Origin of the sequence: Coprococcus sp. HPP0074 (genome assembly GCF_964238105.1) — a bacterium.
Classification (GTDB): domain Bacteria; phylum Bacillota; class Clostridia; order Lachnospirales; family Lachnospiraceae; genus Faecalimonas; species Faecalimonas umbilicata.
The window spans coordinates 82178-99520 of record NZ_CAXSKS010000001.1; the positions used below are offsets into that span (position 1 = coordinate 82178).

A 17343-nucleotide genomic window follows, 5' to 3' on the forward strand; every position below is an offset into this window, starting at 1 on the left:
TTTTTTTGCAGATATGCTATATTGTTTACTTGATATATTTGTATCATCTATTTTAGAAAATCAGACAGAGGTTGTCAATCTGTTGAAGGAGGAAATTTTACAATGATGATTATTACAGATTCCGCTTCGGATATCACAAAGCAGGAAGCAGAGGAGATGGACATTCGGATTGTCTGGTTAAAGACAAAATTTTCAGATGGAGATTTTCCATTAGAAACAGAAGAGGATTTTATCCATTTTTTTGATAAGCTTGCTGAAGAGAAGGAACTTCCGGTTACCAGTCAGCCGTCTCCGGAGGAATTTTTGCAGTTGTACGAAGAAGCAAAAGAAAAAAATGAGGAAGTGCTTGTGATTACTCTTTCCAGCGGATTGAGTGGGACAGTCAACGCAGCAAATCTTGCAAAACAGATGAGTGAATATGAGAAAATCTGGATCATTGATTCTGAGCAGGCGATTGTTACTCAGCGTTTTCTGGTACAGAAGGCGGTAGATATGCGCGCCCAAGGGAAAAAGATGGAAGAAATTGTTGCGGCGATAGAGGATTTGAAAAAGCGCGTCACGGTATGCGGCATGTTAGATACACTCACCTATTTAAAAAAGGGAGGTCGGATTCCGGCAGCACTTGCTGTGTTAGGAAATGTTCTCCAGATCAAACCTGTGATTGAACTGAAGGATCGAGAATTGACGATGTTAGGGAAGGCACGCGGAAGAAAGGGTGGCGTGAAGTATCTGTGGAAAGAATATGAATCCTATGAAATCGATGAGAAGGAACCGGTCTATTTTGGATATACATCCGATAAGGAGATTGGGGAAAAGTTCATGGAAGAGACTGTTGAAAAGTATGGTCTGACAAATTACCACCTGTATCCGGTAGGTGGCATCATCGGGACACATGTTGGTCCGGCCTGTGTTGCGATCAGCTTTGTAAAAAAGAAGAAAGATGAAAAATAATTGTTTTAAATAATAGTGGAGAGTGTGAATGGCATCAGATCACACTCTCCACTAAATTTTTGAGAAAAAGACAGGTTTTTAGCTGCCACTTGACAAGTAGTGAAAAACTGAATACGATAAAGAAAAATTAAAAAGTGATCATGAAGGAAAAAGTGTGATGTGGGAAGAAAAGAAAAATAAAGAAAATGTGTCTGTCAGAAGAAAAAGAATCTTTGCTGCAATCTTATTGTATTTTTACCTGCTTCTTTTTGTGGCAAATGATGCGTGGGTATATCAGACACCTATTGTTAAGATTACGGAAGTGCATACAAAGGAAAGCAGGAAGGAAGAAGATGTTCGGGGAGGGAGAGAACCTTATTATACGCAAAACATCAAAGGAATTTTGCTGAACGGAGAAAAAAAAGGAAAGACAGTACGGCTGAACAATGAATATTCTTATTCCGGGGTACTGGATCAAAAATATGCAAAGGGAGATAAAGTACTCGTTACTCTGGAGGGAGACTCTTTGAAAGGAACGATCAAAAGTTTGAAAAGGGATACCCACCTGGCAGTGCTTGCAGGGGCGCTTATTTTCCTTCTGCTTGCGGTTACGAAGGAGAAAGGGATGCTTACCATCCTCACGGTTGTGGCAAATTTTGGAATTTTTTTCCTTGGGTTTACAGGGTTCCTGAAAGGAAGAGAAGTGCTTGTTGTCTGTAGATTTATGACAGTTCTATTTGCGGTAATACCTCTTGTGATCCTGAATGGATTCCATAAGAAAACGTGGGCGGCAGTGTTATCTACGCTGAGTGTTTTAGCGCTGATCATGGGAATCTTTGATCTGACAGTACGGTATACCGGAGGGCTTGATTATTCTTCGATGGAATATCTTGGAAGTATGGATGATCCAGGAGAATTATTTCGTGCAGAAATCATGTTGGCAGGACTCGGAGCGATTATGGATGTCACTGTGACGATTTCATCAGCGCTCGGAGAAATTACGAGGAAGAATCCATCTGTTTCTGTGCGGGCGCTGATCCGTTCAGGAAGAGAGATCGGTTATGATATTATGGGAACAATGATGAATGTACTCTTGTTTGTATTTGCATGCAGTCAGATTCCGACCTTTTTGATTCGAATGAACAATGACGTAGATTTTTTTACGATCCTTCGTCTGCATATTCCATATGAGATCTGCTGCTTTCTGATAGAAAGTATCGGAATTGTACTGGCAATTCCAGTTTCGATACTTTTTGCTTCAGTTTTTATGAAAACCTGCAAAGTTAGAAAAGATCGGAGGAATGAAAGATGATGATAGGAATACTTGCGCTGATTTTATTTGGATTGATGATGGTGATCGGTGGAGACCGGGGAGCAGTGTCTGTTATGTCTCTTGCAGGAAATCTGCTGGTATTGTCACTGGCAATCATTTTGATGGCAGGCGGGCATTCACCTCTTATCATTACTGGAATTGCAGCCGGTCTGATCAGTTATATTACACTGGTAAAACAAAATGGGAAAAATCAGAAGACAGAGATTGCGTTCGGAGCAACCGGGATAGTTATCCTGTTATTGCTTGCAGCAATTTTTCTGCTTTTGTGGGATGCAAGAAGTGGTGGATTAAATGAAATACAGGCAATCCAGGAAGATGTGATGTATTATTACAATACCAATCTGCATATTAACATGCTTCAGATTACTGTGTGTATGGTATTGCTCAGCACCCTTGGGGCAGTGCTGGATACCGCGTTATCTATTACATCTTCTTTGTACGAGGTGATTTTGCACAAACCAGATATGAGTAGACGTGAAATTTATCATTCGGGATTGCAGATTGGGAAAGACATTATCGGGACTACGGTGAATACGCTGTTCTTCGCTTACTTAGGAGATTCCTTACTGCTCTTTTTCTATCTGAAAAATGTGAAATATACGGCAGAAGTAATTTTAAATTCCAAAATGTTGTTTCAGGGAGTGTCTGCGATGCTTTTCAGCGCGATTGCATGTCTGTTGACTGTGCCGGTTGCTTCGGCAGGGTGTATGCTTTTTCTGAAAAAAGAGGAGAAGAAGGAAGAAAAATAAGAAATTTTTTCAAACTAGAGTGTATGGACAAAACAGTGGAAAAAGTATAAACTCACGTTAAAGCAGAGAAAAACTAGAAAGGTAAAGGAGAATTTTGTGATGTTAGTGCCAAAATACTACGAGGACTTAGAAATTATGCATGAGAACACCATGCCGTATAGAGCTTATTACATACCGGCTTCCTGCAATATGGGACCGTTGGTGGAAGACAGATTTTCTTCCGACCGAACAATCTGTTTGAATGGAAGGTGGAAATTCCAATATTTTGAAAGTCTCTATGATCTGCAAGACAGATTTTATGAACCGGGATTTGATCTTGATCGTTTTCGGGAGGTGGAGGTACCGGGAAACTGGCAGAATTATGGTTATGATAGCCATCAGTATACCAATGTACGATACCCGATTCCATTAGATCCGCCGTATGTACCCCAGGAAAATCCATGTGGCGCATATGTGTATAAATTTGATTACAAAAAACAGGCAGATATACCAAGAGCTTATTTGAATTTTGAAGGGGTAGACTCTTGTTTTTATGTTTGGATCAATGGAAAGTATGTCGGGTATAGCCAGGTTTCTCATGCTACAAGTGAATTTGATGTCACAGATGTGTTGCTTGACGGAGAAAATACGCTTGCGGTACTTGTTTTGAAATGGTGCGATGGAACTTACCTGGAAGATCAGGATAAATTTCGCATGAGCGGAATCTTCCGGGATGTCTATCTGTTAAGAAGACCGGAAAATGTAGTCTACGATTATTTTGTAACAACTACATTGGGAAGGTCGGATGCAACTGTTACTGTCCGGGCAAGCTATATTGGAGAGGAAGTGCCGGTAAAGGTTATGCTTTGTGATGAGGAAAACAGGGAAGTAGCCTGTGGAATGTTTGCGAAATCGGAGAAGAGTGGCTATACACATCAGGTAATCCTTTCGGTTAAAGAACCCAAATTGTGGAATCCCGAACAGCCATATCTGTATACAATGGTTTTGAAGAGTGCCGGGGAAGTCATCACAGACCGGGTGGGAATCCGGGAAATCTGTATCAAAGACGCAGTGATATATGTCAATGGAGCACCGGTGAAATTTAAAGGGGTTAACCGACATGATTCGGATCCGGTAACGGGCTTTGTCGTCGGAGCAGCACAGATGAAAAAGGATCTGCAGTTAATGAAGCAGCATAATTTCAATGCGATCCGCACCAGTCATTATCCGAATGCACCGTATTTTTATCAGCTCTGTGATGCGTACGGATTCTTCGTAATTGGGGAGGCAGATAATGAGAGCCATGGAACGGAAGCTCAGTATTTGAAGGATTCTAGCTGGGAGAATGCAAGCAGGCGCTGGAATGAGCGGATTGCAGATAATCCAGAATTTATTTTGGCAACAGTAGACCGCACAAAACTTTGCGTACATCGGGAGAAAAACCGCCCTTGCGTGGTCATTTGGTCGATGGGAAATGAGTGCGCTTATGGATGTACCTTTGAGGAGGCATTAAAATGGACAAAGCAGTTTGATCCGTCAAGGCTTACCTGTTATGAAAGTTCAATTTATCAAAGTGAGAAGAGAACGTATGATTGCAGCAATATTGATATTTTCAGCAGAATGTACCCGGAGTTAGAAGAGATTGACACCTATATGGAGCAGAATCCGGAGAAGCCGTTTTTATTGATTGAGTATTGCCATGCGATGGGAAATGGACCGGGGGATCTCGAAGATTATTTCCGCAAGATTGATCAGTATGACAAGCTCTGCGGAGGATTTGTGTGGGAATGGTGTGATCATGCAGTGTATCGCGGAGAAACTTTAGATGGGAAGACAATGTACTTTTACGGTGGTGATTTTGGGGAAGAAGTACACGATGGAAATTTCTGTGTCGATGGACTGGTGTATCCGGATCGGACACCACATACAGGTTTGAAGGAGTATTGGAATGTATATCGTCCGGCGAGAGTGATCTCATTTGAGCAGGAGAGCGGCAGTCTTTGTCTGAAAAACTATATGAATGCGGTGGATCTGAAAGATTATCTTTTTCTGACCTACGAAGTGACATGTGATGGAATCATGACGGAACAAGGGAAAATTATACTGCAGGAGTCTATCCTGTCACGCATGAAAGGCAAGATTTCTCTTCCGATAACTGTTCCGGAAAGTGGAAAATGTTATTTGAAAATAGGCTACCATTTAAAGTGTGGAACGAACTTGATGGAAGAGAACAGCAGCCTTGGATTTGATGAGATTCTTTTGAAGAATGAAGACGGACAAAATCGGCAGGCGGCGGCACTCTTAGCGATGCAGGAGAGAAATGGATCGATACATGTTTCAGAGACAGATCGTTTGCTTTTGATCCAGACAGATCAGTTTTTATACTGTTACAATAAGCTTTCGGGGATGTTTGAACAGGTGACTATAGACGGAAAAGAACAGTTTGATGCTCCGATGGAGTTAAATATCTGGAGAGCACCTACGGACAATGACCGGAGGATCAAAGACGAATGGATTCGTGCAGGATATGATCGGAGCCACTCTAGAGCGTACAAAACAGAGTGGACAATGCAGGAAGGAAAGGTGCAGATCCATAGCAGGTTATCTGTCTCGGCGGTGGCATTACAAAAAGTCCTGGAGATTGATGTGATGTGGGAGATTTCCGGTAGAGGAGAATTTTCTGTGAAAATGCATGTGAGAAAAGACACAGAATTTCCAGAACTTCCGAGATTTGGTATCCGCCTATTTCTGAAAGGGGAATATGAGACCATTCAATTTTATGGACTTGGTCCGCATGAGAGTTACCAGGATAAATACCATTCCTGCAGTCATGGCCTTTATGAGTCATCCATAGAGGAACAGCATGAGGATTATATTCGGCCTCAGGAGAATGGAAGCCACACGGATTGTGATTACATGGTACTGAAAAAAGGAAATCAAGCATTTGCGGCAGTCTCCCCAACAACATTTTCTTTTAATGTGTCTTACTATACTCAGGAAGAATTGACAGCAAAAGCCCACAATTTTGAATTGGAAAAGTCGGGTAGCACCATTGTCTGCCTTGATTATGCACAAAATGGAATCGGTTCTAACAGTTGTGGTCCCCGTCTTCAGAAAGAATACCGGTTTGATCAAGAGGAATTCACTTTTCAAATGAAGATCTTAGTGGGAAAAGAATTGGTGTTATAGATGAAACTAAGAGTATCCATTGCAGGTTGTACAATGGATAGATTAATTAAAATTTAATAGTCAGAACTCTACTAAGCAGGAAATCAGAGGTCTCCTGCTTTTCTGATTGAGGCAAGAAGAGTTGGCAAAAGATATTTGCTTGAAGTTCTTCCTTAAAATGTATATAATAGTGTCAATTGGATCATCCAATGTATTGTATCTCCTTGTGTGAACTATGGGGAGTATTAAACGCAGTGTTTTCTGCTGATAAATAGGAAATATAGATGAAAATAGAAAGGAACTATATGAGAAAACTAGCTTTAAGTGATGAAATATTACTAAAAATCGAGAAGCCGGCCCGCTATATCGGGAACGAAGTGAACTCGGTGATGAAAGATAAGAACGAGGTGGATATCCGTTTCGCTGTGTGCTTTCCGGACGTTTCTGAAGTGCTATAATGTAGCAGTGCTAAAGAACAATATATAGTGTTGTTCTGTGATTTGAAGTACGAGATGTATGGATTGGATGAAACTAAACGAAACTGAAAATGAAAGAATGATATTGTTACGAAATTGAATTTGTTACGCAAAAATGGTAATTTGGAGTGAATATCATTCAGAATAATTAAATATAAATGCAAGGGTTATATGTTTTCTTTTGTCGAGAGAAATTAAAGGGTTGGAGTCGCATCATGGGCTTCAGCCTTTTTGTTTTCTATTAAGTATGCTAGAGAACAAAATCATTTGTGCTGGAGTATAACAATGAAGTTATATTATGGTCAAATGATATTTAGACCAATAAAAAGTAATAAAATGTTTAAAAAGTAATAAAATGTTTAAAAAGTAATAAAATGTGTTATAATTAGAGTAATTAATATTTGGAGGTGCTAATATGAGACTAAAAGCAGAAAATGTATTTAAACCTGGAGCGTATCCGGAATATACATATGTCTCCAGGAATTATGAAAATACAGGTATATCATATGAATTACGTTTAAAGCAGGCATTGAGAACAGCGGGTTGCCTTACATCATTAATTGGACCATCAAAAATGGGAAAGACAATCTTATGCGAGAAGGTAATTGGATTTGACAACATTGTTGAAATTTCTGGTGCGGATTTTAACAGCAACACAGATTTTTGGGCAATTGTTGCTGCAAAAGTGGGGTTGCCTTATAAAGGAGAATTGACAACAGAAAGAGAGGTTAATGAAGGAAATAGTAAGGAAACAGATAGTAAAAGTGAAAAGTATGTTCTAGCGAAAGATACCGTTATTCAATATTATAAAGAGCACGATAAAGTATTAGTAATTGATGATTTTCATTATGCTTCAAAAGAGATGCAGACAAAAATGGCACAACAGCTCAGAGATGCAATTAGAAGAGAATTAAAGGTAGTCGTAGTTTCTCTTCCGCATAGGGCAGACGATGCAATTCGCCAGAATGCAGATTTATCGGGAAGATTGAGTTTAATTAATATTGAAGCGTGGGAAAAAAAGGATTTAAAAGAGATTGCTTTGAAAGGATTTAAACAACTTGACATTAAGATAACAGATGAAGTTGCAGAACAGTTGGCAGTTGAATGCCTTACATCACCACAGTTAATGCAGTATATTTGTCTGAGCATTTGCACATTGTTGGAAGACAAAAATGAGCATATTGTAAATTTTGATATGTTGGAAATGGCATATAAATTTACAACGGTTAACTTTAACTATTACGATGTGGTAAATGTAATGTCTAAAGGTCCAAATCCGCGTGGAAAGAAAAGAAATTTATACAAAACATTAGATGGAAAAGAATTGGATTTGTATGGACTGATTGTGGAATCGTTAGCCAAAAATCCTCCGATTATGGAATTAGATTTTGACACAGTTTATGACAGAATCATAAACCTTATTCCTAAAACAGAAGGAAAACCGGATAGAAATTCTGTAAAAAGTCATTTAAATAATTTACAAACAATCCTAAAAGAAAAAGAAGAAATTTATAAAGCAATAGAATGGAAAGACGGAAAAGTGTATGTTTTGGATCCGTTGTTTTTGTTTTATCTGAGATGGGGGAGAATGAATGGATAATATGCTGAAAGAATATATCGAAAAGTTGAAATTAGTGGATACTGTAGAGGAATATGAGGCATTTATATTGAAGTTGCACCAGATGATGAAACAAGAATCATATAAGAATGATATTGTTCAAAATATTAGAAATAAACAGAAATATATGGTGAACAAATTTTCAAAAGAATCTACCCGTGAAAATATGTTAAAGGCAAAGGAAAATCTGTTGATCTATTTGGACAGTATTTTATGTGAAGAATATGAGGAGTCATCACAATTTATTCAAAAGGAGATTGAAAGGTATCTGCGAAATTTTTATTTCTTCTTAGAAGCGTTTAGGGAAGTAAAACCAGATAAGAGGGCATCACTTACGTCTGAAAACTTGAAAAAAATACAGATTGAAAATGAATATGATTTACAGCATTTGCTTTATGCAGTTATAAAGCCATTGTATCCGGATGCTAGAAGAGAGGTAAATGATGATTCGGGAGTTGGAACAGTTAGAAGCGATATAAAAATTCTTTCTTTAAATACAATCATAGAAGCAAAGCGTACAAGAACATCAACAAACTTAAAAAAGCTGACAGAAGAAATAGAAGCTGATATTGTACATTATAAGGCGGATTATATATTCTTTTATATTTACGACAAAGAAAAAATTATAAAAGACAGGCATGCTTTTGAAACAAATTTTAACAGGAGTTTTGATGGAAAGGAAGTCAGGATTATTATTTTGCAACCTGTCAATATGTAAAGGATAAATTTGACGGGACAGAGTTGGGTGAGAAAAGGCTCAGTGTCAGCAAAAGATGAGAAAAATGAGGTGATAATATGATTGCACCAAGAAAAGTAAAATTTGAGGCGAAGAAAAAGGAAAATGAAAATATTGAATTTCGTACATTTTTAAAATGTAATGCAGATGAAAAAGAATTGGACGAGCAGTTCAAAAAGCTTCATGAAGAGTTGTTTGCAAATTACGACTGCAGCAGATGTAGGAATTGCTGTAAGATGTACTGTGTCAGTATTCCAGAAGAAGATTTGGAGAAAGATGCAGAATATTTGGAAATTACGGAAGAAGAGCTTATAAATTCTTTAGGTTAGAATCGATGATGGGGTAAACGAAAAAGCAGTTTTGACATTTCAGTGAACTGCCCCTTCGTTTACTCTATTTTCGATTTGACCTAATTGAATAAAGTGAGCGTCCGAGTAGATATTACCTATGGACTTTTAATCTTTCGTTCTTATCCATGATTATACAGGATTTCCTATGCAGACGCTACAGAAATCAAGGATTTTCAGATAAATAGGTACAACAATAAAACCTCAGGATTTTGAGGCTTAAAAACATATAAAAGATTTGGATTTTAACACCTTTGCGGTATTCTCAGTTGTGGTTTTCCAAGATATCCACCGCAGGATTTACATACACAGATGTTTATCCCGTATAGCTGTTTCAGTATTTCCGGCATTTCCTTAGCCCTGAGCTTTGAAAGATATTTTTTGCATCCGAGAAGATTCCGGCATAAAGTGAGTTTTTTGTGTTTGCTGCGGGAACATAGAAGTCCATAATGCCGGATCCTGACAAAGCATCTTTGGTGGCGTCCACTGCTGTATCTACAGAAATCCCTACATTTGCCTCATTTAGTGCAGGAATGTCGTTGACCCCATCCCCAAGAAATCCAACGGTATGACCATTCTCTTTGAGTGCAGAAACCAGACGCACTTTCTGACCAGGAGTAAGCTCTGCAAAAACATGGGTTTCTTCTACCACCTTTTTCAGTTCACAGTCTGTCATTTCATCCAGTTGGGTGCCGGTCAGGATATGTTCGGCAGAGATTCCAACCCGGCGGCAGACGGATAGTGCAATGTCTGCCTGATCTCCGGTCAGGATCTTCGGGATTACTTTTAATCTCTTCCGTGCTGTTACGGATTCGCCTGCCGTCTGTTTTGGGGCATCGAAGAAAGACAGATAACCAACCAAAGTCATATCCCTTTCATCGTCAGGTGTGATTTCCTTTCGTCTTCCCACTCGTTTCCGAGCCACAGCAATAACCTTCATCCCATCCTGCAGCATTTCCCCTACCACACAAAATACGCTTTGTCTGGCATCTTTTTCCATCTGGTATTCTGTCAGAAGCTTGGCATAATGGATTTCCCTGCCTGGCATGGATTTACAGGCAAGAATGGCATTGTCAATGGGATTACGGACGCCGGAATGATAGGAACTGTTCAGATAAGCCAGATCCAGGACATCTGTATTTTCATTGCCCAGAATATCCATATAATATTCCAGCAGGACACTTTCATTGGTCAGTGTTCCTGTTTTATCCATACAAAGCACATCCATGCTTCCAAAGCTCTGCATGGCGTTCAGATCTTTGATGATGGTCTGTTTTTTACCCATAGCAAGGCTTCCTTTTGCAAGGCAGGCGGTGATGACCATGGGGAGCATTTCCGGCATCAGCCCTACCGCTACAGACAGTGCGAATGCAAAGGATTCCAGCCACTTTCCACCTGTGATCCCCAATATAAGAAATACAATGGGAACCAGAACCGCCATAAACCGGATCATGACCCAGGCAATGGAATTGGCTCCTTTTTGAAAAGCATTTTTATCTTCAGAATTAGGTTTGGTAAATCCACCGTATAGAGTATCCCTTCCTACAGCCAGCACGATGCCTTCCCCTTTTCCACTGATAACTGTGGTCGCCATAAACACAAGATTTTCCAATTGTGTTATGGGTTCCTGCTCTTTGTAACAAAGTGTACGGCAGCTTTTTTCCAAAATGGCGCTTTCTCCAGTGATAGCGGCCTGGGAAATAAATAGATCGGTTACCTTTGTCAGCCGGATGTCCGCTGGAACACGATCACCAGCAGAAAACAGAATCAGATCGCCTACTACTAATTCTTCACCGGGAATTTCCCGTAGTTCCCCATTCCGTCTTACGGTAACCTTTTCGTGAATCAAACGGTCAAGCTGTTCGGCTGTGCTTTTCGCTCGCAGCTCCTGAATTAAACGGATGATACCGCTGATTACAATCATGGAAAAAATGATAAGGGCAGTAGTAGCATTCCGTGTAAAATTAGAGGCCATAAAAACATCGGTAACAAGAGAAACAATACCTAAAATAAATAGAATCACATGAAATGGATTAATAAACGCTCGCCGCAATCGCTGGATGGTGGTATCTGTTTTACGTTCCTGAAAACTGTTTTTGCCATATCTTTCCCGCATTGCATCCACCTGTTCTTTGGATAGCCCAAGGACAGATGTACCAAGATCCCGGTAGATTTCTGGCGGCTTACAGTAAGCGTACTTTTTGATACGGTTGTCAAATAGTGTTGCTTTCGACAAAAATAGATTTCTCCCTTCGTAGTATAAGTAAGAATATTTTAACATAGAGTTGTGAAAATGACAGATTTATATTCTTGCTTTTTTCTTGCGATTCGTTGGAGGGATATATTTTAAACGCTACGCCCTTTTCAGAACAGGTAAAGTATGGCAGAATAAAATTTTTTTAGGAGAAGCATTATGGCAAAACAAAAAACGGGAAATACATTTTTGGAAGAGCAGATTGGATATAAAGAAGTTTTACGTCTATAATATAAAATTGATTTGAAACTATGCGCTTTCCTAAATCTTATTATTCCGAAATTCCGATGGAGGAAGTCCCGTCTGTTTTTTGAACAGTCTGCTGAAATACAGCGGATTATTATACCCAACGATGGATGCCACCTCGGATACAGAATATGTAGTAGTCCGGAGCAGTGTCTTTGCATTTGTGATCCGGAGATTTAGTATATACTGCATGGGAGTTACGCTATTGTAACGTTTAAAGCTTCGGATAAACCAGCTGATACTGAGGTGTTTGTCCATGGCGTACTGCTCAATCGATAGTTCTTCTGCAAAATGTTCATTAAAATACTGTGTAGCTTCTTCCATTTCTTTTTGCAACATCCGGTTCTGGGAAGAGATGCCCATAGGAGCCTGGCGGCTAATCAGAAGGAACAGTTCCCTGAGCAGGAGAGATAAGTATTCTTCATAATGAGGACGGGTAAGCTGGAGTTCCTGAATCATTTTTCGGAAAATCTGATGATATTCCGTAGAGTTTCCAGTCTGGATAATCTGTCCGGATTCAAACAAATGGTATTCTCTTAAAATATTTTTTACATTATTACCGGTAAAATGAACCCAGTAAACTTCTGTCTGGTCTGTCCCATAATAAACATATCTTTGCATTTCCCGTGGCTTGTATAAAATCATATGTCCGGCTTCTATAATCTCTTCCTTGCCATTCAAAAAGAAATGACCTTTCCCTGCAGCAATATAAAGCAATTGATAGTCAATCCTTCCCCGGGGGCGATACGTGGGAAGCTTGGGCTGGTGGATCAGCCGGTATGTCCCACAGCTTCCCACTACTAGTGATTTGCTCTTATCTTTAAAATCCAATAATGAATTATGCAGATAACCAGAGTTGATATACATGATGCGTCTCGCACCTCCTTTAAACAAGTAGGCTTCTGTTAAAGATAGTGTATCATTTCGTGCATGTTTTGTCCAATAGAGTTTATGGACGAATAGTGTAAAAATAGCGTAAAATAATGATAAACTAAAGGAAAAAATCATAAAAATAAAGGGGAAAAATATTATGATCGTGCCAAGACATTACGAGGACTTAAAAATAATGCATGAAAACACCATGCCCAGCAGAGCATATTATATGCCAGCTTCCCATGATATGGGACCACTGGTAGAGGATCGTTTTTCTTCAGATCGGGTTATCTGTCTGAATGGAACATGGGAGTTTCAGTATTTTAACAGTATCTACGATTTGCAGGAAAAATTTTACGAACAAGGATATGGCTGCAGCAGATTTACACAGGTAGAGGTGCCGGGGGTGTGGCAGAATTACGGGTATGACAGCCACCAGTATACTAACGTGAGGTATCCGATTCCACTGGATCCGCCTTATGTTCCACAGGAGAATCCATGCGGAGCCTATGTCAGGAAATTTTACTATGAAATACCAGAGGAGGCGCCCAGAGCATATCTGAATTTTGAAGGGGTGGATTCCTGCTTTTATGTCTGGGTAAATGGAAAGTATGTAGGTTACAGTCAGGTTTCCCATGCCACAAGTGAATTTGATGTGACGGAAGTTCTGAAAAATGGGGAGAATACGCTGGCGGTACTGGTTCTGAAATGGTGTGATGGAACTTATCTGGAAGATCAGGATAAATTTCGAATGAGTGGAATCTTCCGGGATGTGTATTTTGTGAACCGCCCGGAAAATGTGGTCTATGACTACTTTACAACTACCGAAATCCAGGAGGAACAGGCAGTAATTACAGTACAGGCTAGTTATCAGGGAAAGGCAGTGCCAACAAAACTTACTTTGTATGATGCAGAACATAAGGAGATTGCTTCTCAGGTATTTCAGGAAAATACAGGTACTGTTTATACACATAAAGCAGTAATTCTTGTAAAAGAGCCAAATCTGTGGAATCCGGAACAGCCGTATTTATATACTCTGGTTCTGGAAACGGAAGGGGAAGTGATTACAGACCGGATTGGCCTCCGGGAAATCTGTGTCAAAGATGCAGTCCTTTATGTAAATGGAACCGCCATCAAATTCAAAGGGGTGAACCGTCATGACTCCGATCCAGTAACAGGGTTTGTGATTGGACTGGAGCAGATGAAGAAGGATCTGCAGATGATGAAAGAAAGCAACTTCAATGCAGTCCGCAGCAGCCATTATCCGAATGTGCCTTATTTTTACCAGCTCTGTGATGAATATGGATTCTTTGTGATTGCAGAAGCAGACAATGAAAGTCATGGAACCCAGTCCCAGTATTTAAAAGATTCCAATTGGGAAAATGTAAGCAGGAAATGGAATGAACGGATCTCGGACAACCCGGAATTTATCCCGGCAACTCTGGATCGTACAAAACTTTGTGTACACAGGGAAAAGAACCGCCCTTGTATTATTATCTGGTCTATGGGAAATGAATGTGGTTATGGCTGTACTTTTGAGGAAGCTTTAAAATGGACAAAAGGGTTTGATTCTACAAGGCTCACCTGTTATGAAAGTTCTTTTTATCGCAGCGACAGAAGGAAATATGATTACAGTAACATTGATATTTTCAGCCGGATGTATCCTTCCCTGGAAGAAATTCAGGAATATATGGACAAAAAACCGGACAAACCGCTCCTGTTGATTGAATACTGTCATGCCATGGGAAATGGACCGGGAGATTTAGAAGACTATTTTCAAATAATTTATGAGTATGATGTCCTCTGCGGCGGCTTTGTGTGGGAATGGTGCGACCATGCTATTTATCAGGGACAGGCTGCTAATGGAAAAGAAAAGTACCTTTATGGAGGTGACTTTGGAGAAGAAGTCCATGATGGGAATTTCTGTATGGACGGCCTGGTATATCCGGACAGAACACCCCATACAGGGCTTTTGGAATACCAGAATGTGTACCGTCCGGCAAGAGTGGTGTCTTTCTGTCAGAAAACAGGGGAGCTGTGTCTGGAAAACTATATGAACTATGTGGATTTAAAGGATTATATCTATTTGGTATACGAAGTAAACTGTGACGGAAAGCTGCTGGAGAAAAAACAGTTCATTTTGCAGGAGTCTGTACTGCCTCACAAGAAAGGAACTATTTTGTTGGATATTACCGTTCCAGACAGCGGAAAATGTTATTTGAAAGTATCTTATCATTTAAAGCACGGTACCAGTGTTATGGCGCAGGGCAGTGGGATGGGATTTGATGAAATCCTTTTGAAAAATCAGGATGGAAGAAACCAGCAGGCAACAGCTTTGTTGGAAACTCAGGAACAGAAAGAAGCAGAGGTACAGGTTTCTGAAACAGATCGTTTTCTTTCCATCCGGTCAGATACATTCTTCTATGTTTACAATAAACTTTCGGGTTTATTTGAACAATTAAGTGTAGATGGAGAGGAACTTCTGGAAACCCCTATGGAACTGAATATCTGGAGAGCACCTACGGATAATGACCGGAAGATCAAACAAGAATGGATAGATGCCGGATATGACCGGAGCAAAGCCAGGGCTTATGATACTCATTGGGAAATGAATGGGGAAGGAATTCGGATTTACAGTACGGTGTCCGTGGCTGCAGTAGCAATTCAGAAGGTTTTGGATATAGAGGCCGTATGGAAGATTTACAGGACAGGAGAAATATCTGTCAAAATGCACGTCAAAAAGGATAGGGAATTTCCGCAGCTTCCTAGATTTGGCATCCGCCTGTTTTTGAGGGGAGAATATGAAAATCTGAAATTTTATGGATTGGGACCGCACGAAAGTTATCGGGATAAATGCCGTTCCTGCAGCCATGGATTGTATGATACAACGGTAGAGGAACAGCATGAAGATTATATCTGCCCGCAGGAGAATGGAAGCCATACAGATTGTGATTATCTGATGTTGGAAAAGGAGAATCAGACCGTTACAGCAGTATCTTCCAGGCCGTTTTCCTTCAATGTGTCTTATTACTCACAGGAAGAACTGACGAGAAAGGCACACAATTTTGAATTGGAAAAATCGGGAAGTACCATTGTCTGTCTGGATTATGCACAGAACGGCATTGGTTCCAACAGCTGTGGTCCGGAACTACGGAAAGAGTACCAGTTTACAGAAGAAACCTTTACATTTGATATGAAGTTTTTATTTGGGAAGGAATGGTAGGAACACATGAAAGAGAAAACGTATTTAAAATGGTATAACAAAGTTGGGTATGGCTTTGGGGATATTGCAGGAAATGTCGTGTATGCGTTCCTGTCCTCTTTTGTCATGATTTATCTTACCAATACAGTAGGATTAAATCCGGGAATTATTGGAACCTTGATTGCCGTATCTAAGTTATTCGATGGAATTACGGATGTTTTTTTTGGAACCCTGATTGATAAAACAAAGAGTAAAATGGGAAAAGCAAGACCTTGGATGCTCTATGGCTATATTGGCTGTGCCGTAACCTTAGTCGCTATTTTTGCAATACCTGCAAATATGGGAGAATTTGCACAGTATGCCTGGTTTTTTATTGCGTATACACTGTTAAATGCAGTATTTTATACAGCGAATAATATTGCGTATTCTGCTCTGACAGCCCTGGTAACAAAGAATAGTAAAGAACGTGTACAGATGGGTTCTTATCGCTTCATTTTTGCTTTTTCCACAAGTCTGTTGATTCAGTCTCTGACCATTGGCTTTGTAGAATGGATGGGTGGCGGAGCTGCCGGCTGGAGAACGGTTGCGATTATCTATGCAGTAATTGGATTGATTGTCAATACGATTTCTGTACTTTCTGTAAAGGAATTAGCGGAAGAAGAATTAAATGATGGGAAACAATCCGGAAATGATGAAAAATATTCCCTTCTGGATGCTGCAAAACTGTTGTTTACCAATAAATACTATGTTATGATCTGTGCTACCTATATCCTTCAGCAGATTTATACTGCTATGCTGAATATGGGTATTTACTATATGACGTATATCCTGTTCAATGAAAATCTGTATGGTGTATTTTCCTGGGCCATTAATATTCCACTGATTATTGCATTGCTCATTACACCGATGCTGGTGGAAAAGTGGAGAGGAATGTATAAACTGAACCTTACAGGATACGTGATTGGAACGATTGGAAGAGCCCTGGTCGTAGTAGCCGGTTATCTGGGAAGTGTGCCACTGATGCTTTTATTTACTGGCATTGCAGCTTTTGGTATGGGACCATGGCAGGGGGATATGAATGCTGTGATTGCCTCCTGCTCAGAATATACATATCTCACAAAGCATAAAAGAGTAGACGGAACCATGTATTCCTGTACTTCTCTTGGTATTAAGCTGGGCGGTGGAATTGGAATTGCCATTACCGGCTGGCTTCTGGATTTCAGTGGCTTTGACGGCACACTGGTTGTACAGTCTGATTCCTGTATCCAGATGCTGCAGATCATGTATTTATGGATTCCAGTAGTAATCACGCTTATCATTACCGTTATTATGGCAAAGATGAATGTAGAGAAGGCAAATGAGAAACTTTTACAGGAAAAGTCTATGAAAGACGGTATGCATGATTGAAGTAAACCGCATAAAAATTCATGAC

At 39.9% G+C, this 17343-nt stretch carries 10 protein-coding genes and 2 pseudogenes; 9 read left to right on the top strand and 3 right to left on the bottom strand.

The annotated features are described in order from the left end of the window. Window positions 1-102: 102 nt before the first annotated feature. From ACESPO_RS00450 to ACESPO_RS00480, 7 genes are all read left to right on the top strand, one after another. The gene (locus tag ACESPO_RS00450) at window positions 103-951 is read left to right on the top strand and encodes a DegV family protein (protein ID WP_009262024.1); all 849 of its coding nucleotides are present in this window, start codon (window positions 103-105) and stop codon (window positions 949-951) included. Window positions 952-1108: 157 nt separating this feature from the next. Continuing rightward, a complete protein-coding gene (locus tag ACESPO_RS00455) occupies window positions 1109-2242 on the top strand; it encodes a YibE/F family protein (RefSeq protein ID WP_499788315.1) in 1134 nt (377 codons plus the stop codon). Beyond that, complete coding sequence (locus ACESPO_RS00460) at window positions 2239-3012, top strand: YibE/F family protein (protein WP_008975332.1); 774 nt, start codon at window positions 2239-2241, stop codon at window positions 3010-3012. Before ACESPO_RS00455 ends, ACESPO_RS00460 begins: the two co-directional genes overlap by 4 nt. Window positions 3013-3111: 99 nt before the next feature. After that, a complete protein-coding gene (locus ACESPO_RS00465) occupies window positions 3112-6180 on the top strand; it encodes a glycoside hydrolase family 2 TIM barrel-domain containing protein (protein WP_499788316.1) in 3069 nt (1022 codons plus the stop codon). Between the two features lie 870 nt (window positions 6181-7050). Continuing rightward, entirely contained in the window at window positions 7051-8235 is a 1185-nt protein-coding gene (locus tag ACESPO_RS00470; protein WP_268802798.1) for an ATP-binding protein, read from the top strand. Then, complete coding sequence (locus ACESPO_RS00475; RefSeq protein WP_499788317.1) at window positions 8228-8971, top strand: PD-(D/E)XK nuclease domain-containing protein; 744 nt, start codon at window positions 8228-8230, stop codon at window positions 8969-8971. Before ACESPO_RS00470 ends, ACESPO_RS00475 begins: the two co-directional genes overlap by 8 nt. A gap of 77 nt (window positions 8972-9048) precedes the next feature. Further along, window positions 9049-9318 carry a YkgJ family cysteine cluster protein gene (locus ACESPO_RS00480; protein ID WP_268802778.1) on the top strand — a complete coding sequence of 90 codons (270 nt, stop codon included), beginning with the start codon at window positions 9049-9051 and terminating at the stop codon, window positions 9316-9318. Between the two features lie 263 nt (window positions 9319-9581). Here the strand turns inward: ACESPO_RS00480 and ACESPO_RS00485 are convergent. The 3 genes and pseudogenes from ACESPO_RS00485 to ACESPO_RS00495 all read right to left on the bottom strand — a co-directional run. Then, a pseudogene (locus ACESPO_RS00485) lies at window positions 9582-9803 on the bottom strand (IS91 family transposase); the annotation flags it as partial. Continuing rightward, window positions 9803-11572 (bottom strand): annotated as a pseudogene (locus tag ACESPO_RS00490) (HAD-IC family P-type ATPase); the annotation flags it as partial. The pseudogenes ACESPO_RS00485 and ACESPO_RS00490, both read right to left, overlap by 1 nt. Before the next feature lie 279 nt (window positions 11573-11851). Further along, window positions 11852-12703: a helix-turn-helix domain-containing protein gene (locus ACESPO_RS00495; RefSeq protein WP_499788318.1), complete on the bottom strand. Its 852-nt coding sequence runs from the start codon at window positions 12701-12703 to the stop codon at window positions 11852-11854. A gap of 163 nt (window positions 12704-12866) precedes the next feature. On the opposite strand from ACESPO_RS00495, the gene ACESPO_RS00500 reads away from it, so the two are divergent. Both ACESPO_RS00500 and ACESPO_RS00505 read left to right on the top strand, forming a co-directional pair. Continuing rightward, window positions 12867-15932 carry a glycoside hydrolase family 2 TIM barrel-domain containing protein gene (locus ACESPO_RS00500; protein ID WP_499788319.1) on the top strand — a complete coding sequence of 1022 codons (3066 nt, stop codon included), beginning with the start codon at window positions 12867-12869 and terminating at the stop codon, window positions 15930-15932. A gap of 6 nt (window positions 15933-15938) precedes the next feature. Next, window positions 15939-17318: an MFS transporter gene (locus ACESPO_RS00505; protein WP_022251081.1), complete on the top strand. Its 1380-nt coding sequence runs from the start codon at window positions 15939-15941 to the stop codon at window positions 17316-17318. Window positions 17319-17343: the final 25 nt, after the last annotated feature.